Here is a 13,794-nt window from a genome sequence, read left to right on the forward strand (position 1 = left end):
GCGGTGCCGCGCGTGACCCGGTTGGCGGGCAGCGACGGGGCCCTCCCGGGCAGACAGACAGGAGAAGCTGGTTGCGAACCCTCTTGAAGCAGTTGCGGGACCGTGCGGTCGGCGCGATCTATGCCGACGATTATGACCGCCTGATCCGGTTCAATGCCATTCCCCGCCCCAACTATGCTTATATCCTCTGGATCGCGGCAGACCTGGCAAAGCGGCTCGGGATCCCGGCGATCTCGGCGCTCGAGTTCGGCGTTGCCGGTGGCAACGGTCTCGTGGCGATGCAGGCCCACGCCGACCGAATCGCGGCGATCACCGGCATTTCGATCAGGGTCTTCGGGTTCGACACCGGAGTCGGCCTGCCGCCGCCCAAGGACTATCGCGACCTGCCCTATGTGTGGCAGGAATCCCAGTTCCGGATGGACGAGGCGGCGCTGCGCAAGCGGCTCGGCAAGGCCGAGCTGATCCTCGGCGACGTGCGCCAGACGCTGGCCGGCTTCGCCGAGACGCACCAGCCGCCGCCGGTCGGGGCCATTTCCTTCGATCTCGACTATTATTCGTCAACCGTTGCGGCCTTCGGCGTGTTCGGCATCCCCGCCGCCTTCCGCCTGCCGCGGATCCTCTGCTATTTCGACGACATCCTCAGCACGAACCTCGGGCATGTCGGCCCGGCGGTCGGCGTGCCGCTGGCGATCGAGGAGTATCGCCGCGCCCATCCGCGCCACGCCCTCGATCCCCTGACGCACCTCGAGTTCGCCTATCCGCCGGCGCGGCGCTGGCACCGCCAGATCTACTCCTTCGGCGACTTCGACCATCCGCGGTTCAACGACTTCATCTACGGCGTCGACCGGCAGCTCCCGCTCGCCTGACGGCGGAGCCGGCGGCCCCGGCCTCGGCTCACCAGCGGCCCTGGCGGATGCGAAGCCAGCTTCCGGCAAGCGACCGCAGCGTTTCCACCACGCCCGCGCGCCGCGCCGCGCGCATCACCGCAAGCCCCGCCATGCGCGGCCGCGGCAGCCCGGCGAGCGCCATCGCCGCCACCCGGCTCGCCACCAGCCGTTTCCGCCGCGCCTGCGACGGCTGCATCGAATCGATCTCGGTCACCTTGATGGGCGTGACCGCGAGCACGCCGTCGGCAACGGCGCGGGTCAGCGCGGCTGCTCCTGCGGCCGTGCGGGTGAGGATCAGCGACCGCCCCTCGGCCTCCTCGAGGAGGGGGTAGCCGGCCTCGTCGGCATGCCATGCGTCGGCCGCGGCGATGTCGGCCACGCCGCCCACGGCATCGGGGCAGATCTTGCAGCGCCACTGCACCTCCTTCGAGAGGATGGCGCCCCAGCTGTCGGGGTAGCTCATGCTCGCGCGGCGGCCGTCCTTCGTCACGGCTTCGGCCCGGCCCGGCCAGCCGTTGCCCCGGTAGCGGAAGCTCGCGACGTCGTCCGTTGTCAGCCCGAGTTTCGCGATGATGCGGTCGGTGCCCGTCTGGCTCGGGGTGGCCGCGCAGAAGAAGGAGAGGAGGAGCGGGAAGCGCGCGGCGATGCTCGGGTCGGCTGCCATCAGCTGGCGCAGCGCGCCGACATCGCAGGGCTTGCCGATGAAGAGGATCGGCCCCGGCCTCTCGAGCTCGGTCATGAGTTCGGCCAGCGGCGCTGCGGGGGCGTAGCGCGAGCCGGCAGCGGCCAGCACGTCGTCGCGACCGGTCGAGCGGCGGATGGCGGTCAGCAGCGGCGCGTCCGGGTCCATGCCCACGTGCAGCACCCGGGTGACGAGCCCGGTCGCGAGCGCGTGGAGCGCAAGCGCCGAGAGCGCGCCGCCGGAGGAGGCCGCGAAGCGGAGCTCCGGGTCGGTCGCGTAACCCGTCAGACAGTCGCGGATCGGGCCCCAGTAGGGGTGGACCGAGGCCGAGGCGGACGGCTCCCACGGCGCGACCGTCGCGCCCGGGCACGCGCGGGCCAGCAGCGCGTCCGTCTCGGCCGGGACCGGCCCGACGGCCCTCGGCCGCCACCAGCCCTTCGCGTCGCGCGCCATGGCGATGCCCGGCGAAACCCCGGCGCAGAGCCCGCAGCCGCTGCAGCTGTTGGCGCGGAGCACCCGTGCGAGGCTGGGCGGAAGCTCGTGCTGGCCGGTCACGCTCTCTCCTCGCTCGATCGCGCACCCCTGGCTGCCCCAGCCCCCGGTGGCCAGCCGCAGCGCCGGGAAGGCCGCTTGGGGTCGGGGGTCAGACCTTCTCGACGAGCGCGGTGCGCCGCTTCCCGTCGCGGGCCTCGGCTTCGATCCCCTCGAGCGCCCGCGCGACGATCCGGTGGTGCACGTCGACCGCCGGGCGCTGGTTCGAGAGGTCGATCTCGGGCGCCATCGGGCCCTCGGTGCGGATGCCGCCGAGCGCGACCTTCAGGAACTTCCACGGCTGGCTGAAGGCAACGTCGGCTGCCGTCGGCTCGTAGCCGCAGTGCGCCATGCAGTTGGCGCACTTCGCGTAGCGGCCGGTGCCGTAGCTGTCCCAGTCGGTCGTCTCCATGAGCTCGGCGAAGCTCTGCGCATAGCCCTCGCCCAGCAGGTAGCAGGGCCGCTGCCAGCCAAAGACGTTGCGGGTGGGCATGCCCCAGGGCGTGCAGCGGAACTCCTGGTTGCCGGCGAGGAAGTCGAGATAGAGCGGCGAGTGGGAGAGCGACCACTTCGCCCCCCGTGCCTTCTGGATGCGGAACAGCTCGCGGAAGAAGGTCTTCGTCTTCTGCCGGTTGAGGAAACTCTCCTGGTCGGCGGCGCGTTCGTAGGCGAAGCCTGGCGAGATCGAGATGTTGACTCCGAGGCCAGTGGCGAAGTCGAGGAAGTCGGCCAGTTCCTCGGCCGGGTAGCCGTCGAAGACGGTGGCGTTGGCATTCACCTGGAAGCCGGCCGCCTGCGCCGCCCGGATGGCCTTCACCGCCTTGTCGAACACGCCGTCCTGGCAGACCGCGCGGTCGTGATGCGCCTTGAGGCCATCGAGGTGCACGGAAAAAAAGAGGTAGGGGCTCGGCGTGAACTTGTGGAGGTTCTTCTCGAGGAGAAGCGCGTTGGTGCACAGCGAGACGAACTTGCGGCGCTCGACGAGGCCGGCCACGATCTCGCCGATCTCCCGGTGGATGAGCGGCTCCCCGCCGGGGATGGCGACGATGGGGGCGCCACACTCGTCGGCCGCGTCCCAGCATTCCTGCGGCGTGAGCCGGCGGTTGAGGATCGGGTCGGGGTAGTCGATCTTGCCACAGCCCGCGCAGGCGAGGTTGCAGCGGAACAGCGGCTCCAGCATGAGCACGAGGGGATAACGCTTGCGGCCGGCAAGCTTCTGCCGGGCGATGTAGGCGGCGACCGCCGCCTGCTGCTTCACGGGAACAGCCATGTCCTCTCGGACCTCCCTGACCATCGAAATCGGACCGAAAGGGTCCGTGTTGCGCCCTCGCGTGGACCAGGCGCGCCCGAGCGTCAAGCCCTGCGCGGGAAAGACGGCCGAATCGGGGCGGGGCGTTGCCGGTGGATGACGCCCTCGTCATCGGCGCAGGGCACAACGGCCTCGTCTGCGCCTGGGCGCTGGCACGGGGGGGTCTGCGCGTCCGGGTGCTCGAGAGGCGCGCGGTCGTGGGCGGCGCCTGCGTGACCGAGGAGTTCCACCCCGGCTTCCGCAACTCGACGGCGAGCTACACCGTCTCGCTGCTCGCGCCAGAGATCATCCGCGAGATGGGCCTCGCCCGCCATGGCCTCCGCCTGCTGCTTCGCCCCGAGGCCAATTTCCTGCCCACCGAGGATGGCCGCTTCCTGCTCGCCGGCACGCGGACCGCGGCCGAGGTCGCGAAGTTCTCCGCGCGCGATGCGGCTGCGCTCCCCCGTTACATGGCCTCGCTCGAGCGGATCGCGACCGCGCTGCGCGGCCTCGCCCGGCGCCTTCCGCCTGCGGGCAGGGGCGATGTGGCCGATCTTCCCGGCCTGCTGCTTGCCGCGCGCGAAGTGCGGGCCTTGCCGCTTGCGGATCGGCAGGCCCTCCTGCGCCTCCTTGCCGGCAGCGCCACCGAGTTCCTCGAGGGCTGGTTCGAGTCCGAGCCGGTGAGGGCCCTCTTCGGCTTCGATTCGGTCGTCGGCACCTGGGCAAGCCCCTCCACCCCCGGCACCGGCTACGTCCTTCTCCACCACGTCTTCGGGGAGGTGAACGGGGTCAGGGGCGCCTGGGGCCATGCGGTCGGCGGCATGGGGGCCATCACCCGGGCCATGGAGGCAGCATGCACGGCAGCCGGCGTGACGATCGTGCGCGAGGCCCCGGTCGCCCGTGTGCTGGTGGCGGGCGGGCGCGCACGGGGAGTCGAGACCGAGGACGGCCGCCTCTTCCCCGCCTCCCTCGTCGTCGCCAACGTCGGGCCGAAGCTCCTCTTCTCGCGCATGGTGGCACCCGAGCACCAGCCGGACTGGCTGCAGGAGGGGATGCGCAGCTTCCGCACCGGCTCGGCAAGCTTCCGGATGAACGTCGCGCTCTCGGGCCTCCCCCGCTTCGCTGCCCTGCCCGAGCCCGGCCCCCACCTTGCCTCGGGCATCATCCTTGGCCCCTCGCTCGGCTGGATGGACCGGGCCTGGCGCCAATCGGTCGAGACGGGCATGGCGCGTCGTCCCATCGTCGACATGCTCATCCCCTCCATGCTCGACGACAGCCTCGCGCCGCCGGGCTGCCACGTCGCAAGCCTGTTCGCCCAGCATTTCGCCCCTCGGCTCCCCGGCGGCCGGCCATGGGACGATGCCGCGCGCGCCGAGGCAGCGGACCGCGTGCTCGATGTCGTCGAGCGGTTCGCACCCGGCTTCCGCCGGCTGGTGGTGGGCCAGCTGGCGCTTTCGCCGGCCGATCTCGAGGAGCGGTTCGGCCTTGTCGACGGGGACATCTTCCACGGCGCCATGCGGCTCGACCAGCTGTGGGCGGCGCGGCCGCTGCTGGGCCTGGGGAGCTACCGGACGCCGATTGCGGGGCTGTGGCTGTGCGGCGCGGGTGCGCACCCGGGGGGCGGCGTGACCGGGCTTCCCGGCCGCAACGCGGCGCGCGCGATCCTGGCTGCGCGCCGGCTGGGCCGCGCCTGAGGGGCATGCGCGCGCCGGCGAATCGGGGTAGGAAGAGACGGGAGGACGCGATGGAAACACCCGAAGCGCCCGAGGAGGGCATCGGCATTCCGACCGATACGCTGGCCTGGATCATCCTCAAGGCCCGGGCGTTTGACGCACAGGCCGGGGTCTCGGACCCGGACGAGGCCTCGAACAGCGCCGACGACCGGTTCGTCTCGGTGCTGGAAGGCCAGAGCGACGACCCGACGGGGGACGAGCTCCACGACCTGATCGATTCGCTCTCCGATGACGAGCGGGCCGCACTCGTGGCCCTTGCGTGGATCGGCCGGGGCGACTTCGAGGCCGAGGAATGGCCCGAGGTGCTCGCCATGGCCCGCGAGCGGCGGCAGGGCTCAACGGCCCGCTACCTCATGGAGATGCCCCTCCTCGGTGACTATCTCGAGGAAGGGGCGGCGGCGCTCGGCATCAACCTCTCCGACGAAGAGGCCGATGGCTATTACCACGGGCGCGCGCGCACCGGGGAGTGAGCGGGCAGCCCGGCCGCGGGGCCGGGGCCGTGCCGCCGGGGGTTGAGACCGGCCAGCGCGCCGGGCAGAGCGCCGGGATGCGCTGGCTTCTCCTTCTTCTCCTGCTGCTCCTGCCCCTGCCCGCGGCTGCCGACCCGCGGCTCGAAGCGGCGCTTCCCGAGATCCGCCGCGGCTTTGCCGACTGGATGCGCGACAGCCGCGTGCCGGGCCTCGTCTGGGGCATCGTCACGCCCGAGGGCCTTGCCCATCTCGAGACCGCGGGCCTCGCCGACCTCGAGACAGGCACCGCCGTCACCGCCGAGACCGCCTTCCGCATCGCCTCCATGTCCAAGGCCTTCACGGGCCTTGCCATCCTCCTCCTGCGCGACGAGGGCCGCCTGCGGCTGGAGGACCCCGTTGCCCTCCACATCCCCGAGACCCGCCGCTGGGCCCGGGCGACTCCCGACAGCCCGGCCATCACGGTTGCCGACCTTCTCCACCACACCGCGGGCTTCGTCACCGACGACCCCTGGGGAGACCGGCAGCAGCCCATGGCCGAGGCCGACTTCTCGCGCCTGCTCGCTGCCGGAGTCCCCTTCACGCGCGGAACCGGCACCGCCTTCGAATATTCCAACCTCGGCTACGCCACGCTCGGGCGCATTATCACCAACGCCTCGGGGATGGCCTACCAGCGGTTCGTGGCCGACCGGCTGCTGCGCCCGCTCGGCATGCAGGCCACCACCTACGATGTGACCGCGGTACCGCGCGCGCGGCTTGCCCGCGGCTACCGCTTCGAGGGCGGCCGCTGGGTCGCGGAGCCCGAGATGGCCGACGGCGCCTTCGGCGCCATGGGCGGCCTCGTGACCACCGCCACCGACTACGCCCGCTGGATGGCCTTCCTGCTCTCCGCCTGGCCAGTGGGCGAGCCCGGGACCGGCCCCGGGCCCCGCGCCACGGTCCGCGCCATGGCAGCCGCGGGCGGGCCTCCGCAGGCCCGGCCGCGGCCCGGAAGCCAGCCCTGCCGCATGGCCGTCGGTTACGGGGCCGGGCTGCTCGTCGCCGAGGACTGCGACCTCGGCCGCGTGCTCTACCACGGCGGCGGCTACCCGGGCTATGGCTCGCACATGCTCCTCCTGCCCGAGGCGGGGGTGGGCGTGTTTGCCTTCGCCAACCGGACCTACGCCGGGCCGTCGGCACCCGCCTGGGAGGCCGCGCTCGCGCTCCGGCGAAGCGGCTTCGCAAGCCCGCGCCCGCAGCCTGTCTCGCCGGCGCTTGCGCAAGCCTATGGCGCCGTCGCGCGCATCTGGCAGACGGGCCGGATCGACACGGTGCCGGAGAGCCTTGCCATCAACATGCTCCTCGACCGCTCCGCGGAGCTGTGGCGGGTCGAACTTGCCCGGCTGAAGGGCGAGCTTGGCGCGTGCGACACCTCCGCGCCGGTCACGGCGACGGGGGCGCTTTCCGGCCAGTTCCGCTGGGCGTGCCGCTTCGGCCGCCTTGATGGACAGATCCTGCTGGCACCCACGCCCGCGCCGCAGATCCAGGCGCTGCGCCTCGCGATCGTCGGCCGCTGAGGCGCTCAGCCCGCACCGAAGAGCGCGTCCGCCGCGTCGGATGCGACGGGGCAGGGCGGCGCGGCCGGCACGGGAATGGCCGACACGATCGCCGTCTCCCCGAGCGCGCGAAGCTGGTGTTCGGCGCCCCAGCCATGCTCCACATGGCCCAGCCCCATCACGCCGACCGCGACGGCCTCAGGGTGCGCCCGCCGCGCTGCCAGCAGGCCTTCGGCAAAGGCCCGGTCCCACACCGTCTGCGCCTCGACGAAGCGGGCGAGCGCTGCCGGGTCGGGCTCCTTCGCATGCGTGGCGAAGACCCGCTCGAGGCTCGCGACATAGGCAGGCGGTGGCGGTGCGGGCCTGCCGACCGGCGCGCCGCCCGCGGCGGCCTTCGCATAGCCCTCGCGCCCCACGGCGCGCACGAAGGCCCGGTCGATGTTGAGCGCAACCAGCGGCACCCGCCGCTCGCGCGCCAGCTCGAGCAGGGGCAGGTAGGCCGCGAAGTCGTGGCCCCAGTGCCGGTCCCAGCCGCTCTCGGCGCGGAAGGCCTCGGCCGAGAGCGCGCCCGCGACCCAGCGGTCGAGCGCCGGCTGGGCGCTCCGCGGGAGCTGCTCGAGCCCCAGCACCACCGCGCGCCCGCGCTCGAGGAGCCCGGCCACCACGTCCGCCTGCCAGCGGTGGTGCGAGGGGGTGGCGTGCTGCTCGCCGAGCAGCACCACGCCCGCTGCCATCGCCCGGTCGAGGAAGGCCTCGCGGCTCATCGGCTGACCGCTGCGGTCGGCCCAGGCCCCGGGGGGAAGGCAGCCGGGGGCCTGGCTCGCCGGTGCGGCAACAAGGGATGACAGCGCCGCCAGCGCAGGGATAGTGGCCATCATGGAGAAACCGATGGCACGGCGCCGGGCGGAAGGGGAGGCCCCGCTGCTGCTGATTCTCGGCCTCGGCTACTCTGCCGCACGGATCGCCCGGGAGATGCGGGCGGCAGGCTGGGAGGTGGTGGGCGTGCGCCGGGCTGCCTCGGCCGAGGTGCTGGCCTTCGACGACCCGGCCGTGCCGGAGCTGGTGGGCGCGGCGCGCGCGGTCCTCTCGTCCGTCCCGCCCGACGGCGAGACCGGAGCCGACCCGGTGCTGGCGCGCTTCGGCGCCGCGCTTGCGGCCACTCCCGCGCGGCTCCTCTACCTCTCCTCGACCGGGGTCTACGGCGACACGGGCGGCGCGGTCGTCGACGAATCGTCGCCCGTGGGCACGGGGCGCCGGCAGGCCCGCACGGCGGCCGATCTTGCCTGGCAGGCGCTGGGGGCCACGGTGCTTCGGCTTCCGGGCATCTACGGTCCGGGCCGTTCCGCGCTCGACCAGGTGCGGGCCGGAACCGCAAGGCGCATCGACCGGCCCGGCCATCGCTTCAACCGGATCCACGTGGAAGACATCGCCGGGGCGACGCGCGCCATCCTCGAGTCGGGGGCAGCCGGGGTCTTCAACCTCGTCGACGGCTGCCCGGCCGAGCCCCGCGCCGTGGTCGAGGAGGCCTGCCGGCTGCTCGGAGCCCCCTTCCCCCCGCTCGAGCCGTTCGCGCTCGAGCGCTTCTCGCCCGCGGCGCGCGGCTTCTGGTCGGAACGCCGCATCGTCGCAGGGTGGAAACTCGCACGGTGCACGGGCTACCGTCTGCGCCACCCAGACTATAAGGCGGGCTTGAGGGCCATTCGCGCGGAGGAGCAGGCGGCATGAAGTTCGGAACCAGCCAGACGGGCGTCGGCAGGTCGGTCGAGCGGGTGGAGGACGGCCGGTTGCTCACCGGCCGCGGCCGCTACACCGACGACATCCGGCTGCCGGGCATGCTCCACGCGGTCACTCTGCGCTCGCCCTACGGGCATGCGCGGATCCGCCGCATCGACACCTCTGCTGCCGCGGCGATGCCCGGGGTGGTTGCCATCTACACCCACGCCGACGTGGCCGACTACGGCCCGGTGCCCTGCATGGTGCCGCTCTCCGGCCCCATCCAGACTCCGCGCCTGCTGCTTGCGAAGGACGTGGTGCGGTTCGTGGGCGATGGCGTCGCCTTCGTGGTGGCCGAGACCCGCGAGCAGGCCCGCGCCGCGGCCGATGCGATCGAGGTGGACTATGAGGAGCTGCCGGCGGTCGCCTCGATCGCGGCCGCGACCGCGCCCGGTGCGCCCAAGGTCTGGCCCGAGGCACCGTCGAACGTCCTCTTCACCTGGGAGGCCGGCGACGCGGCCGCTGCCGATGCGGCGATCGCGGCCGCCGCCCACCGCGTGTCGCTCCGCATCGTCCAGAACCGGGTGGCGCCCACCTCCATGGAGGTGCGCGCCGCCGTCGCCCAGTGGGAGGAGGGACAGGGAATCCTCCATGTCGGAAGCCAGGGCGTGGCCGGCATGCGCGCGCTCCTTGCCGGCATGGTCCTGAAGTGCCCGCCGGAGAGCCTGCGCATCGTCACCGGAGACGTCGGCGGCGGGTTCGGCATGAAGACCTTCATCTACCCCGAATATGCGCTGGTGCTGCACGCCGCCCGGGCGCTCGGGCGGCCGGTCAAGTGGGCGGGCGACCGGTCCGACGCCTTCCAGACCGACACCCACGGCCGGGCGATGGAAAGCGACGCCACGCTCGCGCTCGACGCGGACGGGCGCATCCTCGGCCTCAAGGTCGAGACCTGGTCCGACCTCGGTGCCTACCAGGCCCAGTTCGGCCCCGCGATCCAGACCTTTGCCGGCGGGCGGATCCTCGGCGGCGTCTACCGGATTCCGGCCATCCACAACCGGGTCCATGGCGTCGTCACCAACACCGCCCCGGTCGATGCCTATCGCGGCGCCGGCCGGCCGGAGGCGACCTACATCATCGAACGGCTGATGGATGCGGCCGCCCACCGGCTCGGGCTCGGCACCGACGAGATCCGCCGGCGCAACCTGCTCACCCCCGACGAGCTGCCCCACGCCAACGGCCTCGGCCTCACCTTCGACGTGGGCAACTTCCCGGCCGTGCTCGAAAAGGCGCTGGCCAACGCCGACTGGGCCGGGGCGCCGGCACGCAGGGCCGAGGCGGCCCGGCGCGGCCGGCTCCATGGCCGCGGCCTCTGCTACTATGTCGAGATTGCCGGCGGCGGCTCGGCCGAGGAGTTCGCCGACGTCCGCGTCGGGTCGGACGGGGTCGTCGAAGTGGCGGTCGGCACCCAGTCGAACGGGCAGGGACACGAGACGGTCTACGCCCAGGTGACGGCCGAGCGGCTCGGCATCCCCCTCGAGCAGGTGCGGATCGTCCAGGGCGATACTGCACGGCTCGACCAGGGCCATGGCACCGGCGGCTCGCGGTCGATGGCCTGGGGCGGCTCGGCCTGCCTCGAGGCGGCCGACGCGCTCGTCGCGCGCGGGATCGCGCTGGCCAAGGCCGACCTCGGCGACGAGGTGGACTATGCCGAGGGCCTGTTCCGCGCGCGCAATTCCAACGCCTCGCTCTCGCTCGCGGAGCTGGCCGCGCGGCACCCGGGCGGGCTCGACGGCCGCTCCCGCTACGCGCCGGAGCAGCCACGGCCGACCTTCCCCAACGGCTGCCACGTGGCCGAAGTGGAGATCGACCCGGAGACGGGGGTGGTGGAGGTGACGCGCTACAGCTGCGTCGACGACTTCGGGACCATCATCAACCCGCTTCTCCTCCAGGGCCAGATCCACGGCGGGGTAGCGCAGGGCCTCGGCCAGGCGCTGCTTGAGAACGTGGTCTACGACGAGGCAGCGCAGCTGCTGACCGGAAGCTTCATGGACTATGGCCTGCCGCGCGCGGACGACATGCCGCCCGCGATCGCCTTCGATTCGCTGCCGACCCCCTCTCCCACCAACCCGCTGGGGGCCAAGGGCTGCGGCGAGGCCGGCACCATCGGCGCCATGCCCGCCATCATGAACGCCATCATCGACGCGCTCGGCGGAACACAGCTCGAGATGCCGGCGACGCCCGAGAAGATCTGGCGCCTGGCGCAGGCCCAGAGGCTCCCGCAGGCCGCGGAGTAGGCATGGCCGGCTGGCTGCTCAAGTCCGAGCCCGACGTCTACTCCTGGGACGATCTCGTCCGCGATGGCGAGACGGTCTGGGATGGGGTGCGCAACCCGCAGGCAGCGGCCAATCTTCGCGCCATGCGGGTCGGCGAGGAGGCGCTCTTCTACCACTCCAACATCGGCAAGGCGGCGGTGGGCATCTGCCGGGTGACCGAGACCGCCTTTCCGGACCCGACCGACCCGAGCGGCCGCTGGGTCGCCGTGCGGGTCGCACCCGTTCGTCCGCTGCCGCGGCCGGTGAGCCTCGCCGAGATGAAGGCCGACCCGGCGCTTTCCGGCTTCCAGCTCATCCGCCAGTCGCGCCTGTCGGTCGTGCCGGTGCGGCCCGCGGAGTGGAGCCGGGTTCTCGAACTGGCCGGAGAGCCGCCCGTCGCGGGCGCAGCGCGCGCCACCGGCTGACCGGAGGCGCGCGCCGTCCTCGGCGTCAGCGCGGCTTTGCCATCCCCGCGGCTGCCTGCTTCGGCGTCATCATCGCGCTGTTGTCGCGGCCGCCATCCTTGAATTCCTGGGCTTCCCGCCGCTGGGCCGCCGGGCCCTGGACGCAACGGTCGCGCACCTCCTTCGAGCACACCGGAAGGTCGGTGGCCGGCGCCATGTCCTGGGCGAGGACCGGCGCGGCCAGAGCCGCCGTGGCCAGGAACGCAAGCAGGATCTTCATGAACAGGTCCTCCTCGAGGCCGCCCCCTCTCCCCCCAATGGGAACGGCGCGGCTCGAGGCTGATAGCAGCCGCGGCGCCTTCTCGCCAGACGGGGGTGAAGGCGGCCGGTGCGCGATCAGTCCGGGCGAGACCAGATCCATGCCCCCACGAGCAGCATCAGCGCGGCAACCAGCAGGAGAAGGGGCCAATCGGGCGCGCGCCACGCCCAGAAGATGGCAAGACCGGCGGCCATGCCAGCGGCCGAGGCGCGCTTGGCCGCCGGGGGAATGGCCCGGCGCGCCCGCCAAGCCTGCAATCCCGGGCCGAAGCGGGGGTGGGCGAGGAGCCAGCGCTCGAGCTGCGGCAGCGACCGCGCGAAGCCGAAGGCGGCGAGGATGAGGAAGGGCGTGGTGGGCAGGAGCGGCACGACCACGCCGACAAGCCCCAGCGCCAGCGCCGCGGTGCCGAGCGCCAGGTAGAGCAGGCGGGCGACACTCCAGCGCGACGGCGCCGGTCGCGCCATCAGCCGGCAGCGAGCGTGCGTGCGACGCGCGCCAGCCGCTCGCCGGCATCCGTAGCCAGGGCCGCGATTTCCGGCCGGCTCCCGAGCCCGCCGGCGCCGAGCATGACCGCGGCATCGACGATGCGGACGAGGCTGCCGCCGTCCGTCTCCTCCACCGTCACGTTGCAGGGCAGGAGCAGGCCCATCTCCGGCACGGCGGAGACTGCTCTGTGGGCGAGCGCGGGGTTGCAGGCGCCGAGGATGGTGTAGCGGCGGAAGGAGACCCCGAGCTTCTCGCGGAACGCCTTGTCGAGGTCGATCCGCGAGATGATGCCGAAGCCGGCCTCGCCGAGCGCGGCCGTCGTGCGATCGATCGCCGTCTCGAACGGGCAGTCGAGGCGGACCTCGGTTCCAAGCTCGGCCATTTGCGCTTCCCTTCCGCCTTTCCTATCGCCCCCAAGGCCCATGCGACTCTACGGGACCGACCCAAGCTTTTACACGCGCAAGGCGTGGCTGTCGCTGACCGCGCTCGGGCTTCCCTTTGCCTATCGCCTCAAGACGCTGGCCAACAAGGCCGAGGTGGAAGCCGCGGTCGGCGGCTACCACCGCTTCCCCGTGGTCGACCTCGGCGACGGCACGTGGCTGGTCGACTCGACCCGGATCAGCCTTGCGCTCTCGGCCCGCGCGCCAGAACGGAGCCTCGTGCCCGACGACCCGGCGCTCGCCATCCTCGCGAGGATTGCCGACGACTGGTTCGACGAATGGTTCCTGAGGCCCGCCATCCTGTTCCGCGCGAAGTCGGCGGCAACCCGCGCCTGGGTGGCGCGGACGGGGGCGCTCAACCTGCTCGGCCGGCACCATGGCGAGGCGCCGAGCAAGGCGGAGGAAGAGGCGATCGCCCGCCTGCTGCCGGGCATCGACCGCTTCTTCCTCGAGAGCTGCGCGACGAACGGGGTGATCGGCGCCGGGATCGACGAGACCGAAGCGCTGCTCGCCCGCGCGGCAGATGTCCTGCGCGACGCGCTTGCCCCCTTCCTCTTCGGGAGCCGGCTCTCGCTGGCCGATGCCGCGCTCTGGGGCTTCCTCGATTCAGGCCTGCTGTGGGAGCCGGAGGCGCGCGCATGGGTCGAGGCACATGCCCCGCACCTCATCGGCTGGCACGCCCGCGCGCTGGCGGCAGCCCGCGCCGGCGGCGGCGCCTGGGACGCGCTCGAGGTGGCGGCCGCGCGGCTCGAGCCGCTGCTGGGGGGCGATGCGCTCGGCTTCGCGCCCTTCCTCGCGGCCAACCGGGCCGCGCTTGCCGATGGCACGAAGCGGGTCCGGGTGGGTGCCGTCGAGGTGCCGGCGCGCGGCTTCACCGAGAAGTGCCGGGCGGAGATTGCCGGCGAGATCGCCGCGCTCGCGCCGGCCGATCGTGCCCGGCTGCAGGCAGCGGCGGGTGACTGGCCGCTGCTTGCCGTCTATCTTGAGCGTTGAG

General features: G+C 72.8%; 14 protein-coding genes. 8 read left to right on the plus strand and 6 right to left on the minus strand.

What is annotated here, in order from left to right; all coding sequences use genetic code 11:
* Positions 1–71: 71 nt before the first annotated feature.
* Positions 72–866 carry a hypothetical protein gene (locus H3H34_RS10665; RefSeq protein WP_194745281.1) on the plus strand — a complete coding sequence of 265 codons (795 nt, stop codon included), beginning with the start codon at positions 72–74 and terminating at the stop codon, positions 864–866.
* Positions 867–894: 28 nt separating this feature from the next.
* On the opposite strand, the gene H3H34_RS10670 is transcribed toward H3H34_RS10665, so the two are convergent.
* Entirely contained in the window at positions 895–2,124 is a 1,230-nt protein-coding gene (locus H3H34_RS10670) for a Coenzyme F420 hydrogenase/dehydrogenase, beta subunit C-terminal domain (RefSeq protein WP_194745282.1), read from the minus strand.
* A gap of 88 nt (positions 2,125–2,212) precedes the next feature.
* On the minus strand, positions 2,213–3,370 hold the full coding sequence (hpnH, locus tag H3H34_RS10675; RefSeq protein ID WP_194745283.1) for an adenosyl-hopene transferase HpnH: 1,158 nt from the start codon (positions 3,368–3,370) through the stop codon (positions 2,213–2,215).
* Positions 3,371–3,501: 131 nt separating this feature from the next.
* Here hpnH and H3H34_RS10680 point away from each other — a divergent pair, with 131 nt between their 5' ends.
* From H3H34_RS10680 to H3H34_RS10690, 3 genes are all read left to right on the plus strand, one after another.
* Positions 3,502–5,082: a phytoene desaturase family protein gene (locus tag H3H34_RS10680; protein WP_328831879.1), complete on the plus strand. Its 1,581-nt coding sequence runs from the start codon at positions 3,502–3,504 to the stop codon at positions 5,080–5,082.
* Between the two features lie 50 nt (positions 5,083–5,132).
* Positions 5,133–5,591, plus strand: a complete 459-nt coding sequence (locus H3H34_RS10685) for a DUF3775 domain-containing protein (protein ID WP_194745285.1) — start codon at positions 5,133–5,135, stop codon at positions 5,589–5,591.
* A 77-nt stretch (positions 5,592–5,668) separates the two neighbouring features.
* A complete protein-coding gene (locus tag H3H34_RS10690; RefSeq protein WP_194745286.1) occupies positions 5,669–7,144 on the plus strand; it encodes a serine hydrolase domain-containing protein in 1,476 nt (491 codons plus the stop codon).
* A 5-nt stretch (positions 7,145–7,149) separates the two neighbouring features.
* Here the strand turns inward: H3H34_RS10690 and H3H34_RS10695 are convergent, their stop codons facing one another.
* Complete coding sequence (locus H3H34_RS10695) at positions 7,150–7,887, minus strand: ChaN family lipoprotein (protein ID WP_194745287.1); 738 nt, start codon at positions 7,885–7,887, stop codon at positions 7,150–7,152.
* A 124-nt stretch (positions 7,888–8,011) separates the two neighbouring features.
* Between H3H34_RS10695 and H3H34_RS10700 the strand changes: the two genes are divergently transcribed.
* From H3H34_RS10700 to H3H34_RS10710, 3 genes are read left to right on the plus strand one after another with little or no spacing between them, the layout of a single operon-like run.
* Positions 8,012–8,848 carry a Rossmann-fold NAD(P)-binding domain-containing protein gene (locus tag H3H34_RS10700; protein ID WP_194745288.1) on the plus strand — a complete coding sequence of 279 codons (837 nt, stop codon included), beginning with the start codon at positions 8,012–8,014 and terminating at the stop codon, positions 8,846–8,848.
* A complete protein-coding gene (locus H3H34_RS10705; RefSeq protein ID WP_194745289.1) occupies positions 8,845–11,133 on the plus strand; it encodes a xanthine dehydrogenase family protein molybdopterin-binding subunit in 2,289 nt (762 codons plus the stop codon). The genes H3H34_RS10700 and H3H34_RS10705 overlap by 4 nt, the downstream gene beginning before the upstream one ends.
* 2 nt (positions 11,134–11,135) lie before the next feature.
* Positions 11,136–11,576: an EVE domain-containing protein gene (locus H3H34_RS10710; protein ID WP_194745290.1), complete on the plus strand. Its 441-nt coding sequence runs from the start codon at positions 11,136–11,138 to the stop codon at positions 11,574–11,576.
* Positions 11,577–11,601: 25 nt separating this feature from the next.
* Here the strand turns inward: H3H34_RS10710 and H3H34_RS13360 are convergent, their stop codons facing one another.
* The 3 genes from H3H34_RS13360 to H3H34_RS10725 are packed head-to-tail and all read right to left on the minus strand — an operon-like array spanning position 11,602 to position 12,742.
* Positions 11,602–11,976: a hypothetical protein gene (locus tag H3H34_RS13360; RefSeq protein ID WP_207790909.1), complete on the minus strand. Its 375-nt coding sequence runs from the start codon at positions 11,974–11,976 to the stop codon at positions 11,602–11,604.
* Positions 11,952–12,338, minus strand: coding sequence for a YbaN family protein (locus H3H34_RS10720; protein WP_194745292.1), 387 nt, complete (start codon positions 12,336–12,338; stop codon positions 11,952–11,954). The genes H3H34_RS13360 and H3H34_RS10720 overlap by 25 nt, the downstream gene beginning before the upstream one ends.
* On the minus strand, positions 12,338–12,742 hold the full coding sequence (locus H3H34_RS10725; RefSeq protein WP_194745293.1) for a DUF302 domain-containing protein: 405 nt from the start codon (positions 12,740–12,742) through the stop codon (positions 12,338–12,340). The genes H3H34_RS10720 and H3H34_RS10725 overlap by 1 nt, the downstream gene beginning before the upstream one ends.
* A gap of 40 nt (positions 12,743–12,782) precedes the next feature.
* On the opposite strand from H3H34_RS10725, the gene H3H34_RS10730 reads away from it, so the two are divergent.
* The gene (locus H3H34_RS10730; RefSeq protein WP_194745294.1) at positions 12,783–13,793 is read left to right on the plus strand and encodes a glutathione S-transferase family protein; all 1,011 of its coding nucleotides are present in this window, start codon (positions 12,783–12,785) and stop codon (positions 13,791–13,793) included.
* Position 13,794: the final 1 nt, after the last annotated feature.

Source organism: Thermaurantiacus tibetensis (genome assembly GCF_015354055.1).
GTDB classification, from domain to species: Bacteria; Pseudomonadota; Alphaproteobacteria; order Sphingomonadales; family Sphingomonadaceae; genus Thermaurantiacus; species Thermaurantiacus tibetensis.

Excerpts from the sequence above, each read along its gene's own strand:
- H3H34_RS10690 (WP_194745286.1), top strand. The coding sequence starts at position 5,669 with ATGCGCTGGCTTCTCCTTCTTCTCCTGCTGCTCCTGCCCCTGCCCGCG.
- H3H34_RS13360 (WP_207790909.1), bottom strand. The coding sequence starts at position 11,976 with ATGGATCTGGTCTCGCCCGGACTGATCGCGCACCGGCCGCCTTCACCC.
- H3H34_RS10730 (WP_194745294.1), top strand. The coding sequence starts at position 12,783 with ATGCGACTCTACGGGACCGACCCAAGCTTTTACACGCGCAAGGCGTGG.
- H3H34_RS10710 (WP_194745290.1), top strand. The coding sequence starts at position 11,136 with ATGGCCGGCTGGCTGCTCAAGTCCGAGCCCGACGTCTACTCCTGGGAC.
- H3H34_RS10705 (WP_194745289.1), top strand. The coding sequence starts at position 8,845 with ATGAAGTTCGGAACCAGCCAGACGGGCGTCGGCAGGTCGGTCGAGCGG.
- H3H34_RS10720 (WP_194745292.1), bottom strand. The coding sequence starts at position 12,338 with ATGGCGCGACCGGCGCCGTCGCGCTGGAGTGTCGCCCGCCTGCTCTAC.
- H3H34_RS10695 (WP_194745287.1), bottom strand. The coding sequence starts at position 7,887 with ATGAGCCGCGAGGCCTTCCTCGACCGGGCGATGGCAGCGGGCGTGGTG.
- H3H34_RS10725 (WP_194745293.1), bottom strand. The coding sequence starts at position 12,742 with ATGGCCGAGCTTGGAACCGAGGTCCGCCTCGACTGCCCGTTCGAGACG.
- H3H34_RS10685 (WP_194745285.1), top strand. The coding sequence starts at position 5,133 with ATGGAAACACCCGAAGCGCCCGAGGAGGGCATCGGCATTCCGACCGAT.
- hpnH (WP_194745283.1), bottom strand. The coding sequence starts at position 3,370 with ATGGCTGTTCCCGTGAAGCAGCAGGCGGCGGTCGCCGCCTACATCGCC.
- H3H34_RS10700 (WP_194745288.1), top strand. The coding sequence starts at position 8,012 with ATGGCACGGCGCCGGGCGGAAGGGGAGGCCCCGCTGCTGCTGATTCTC.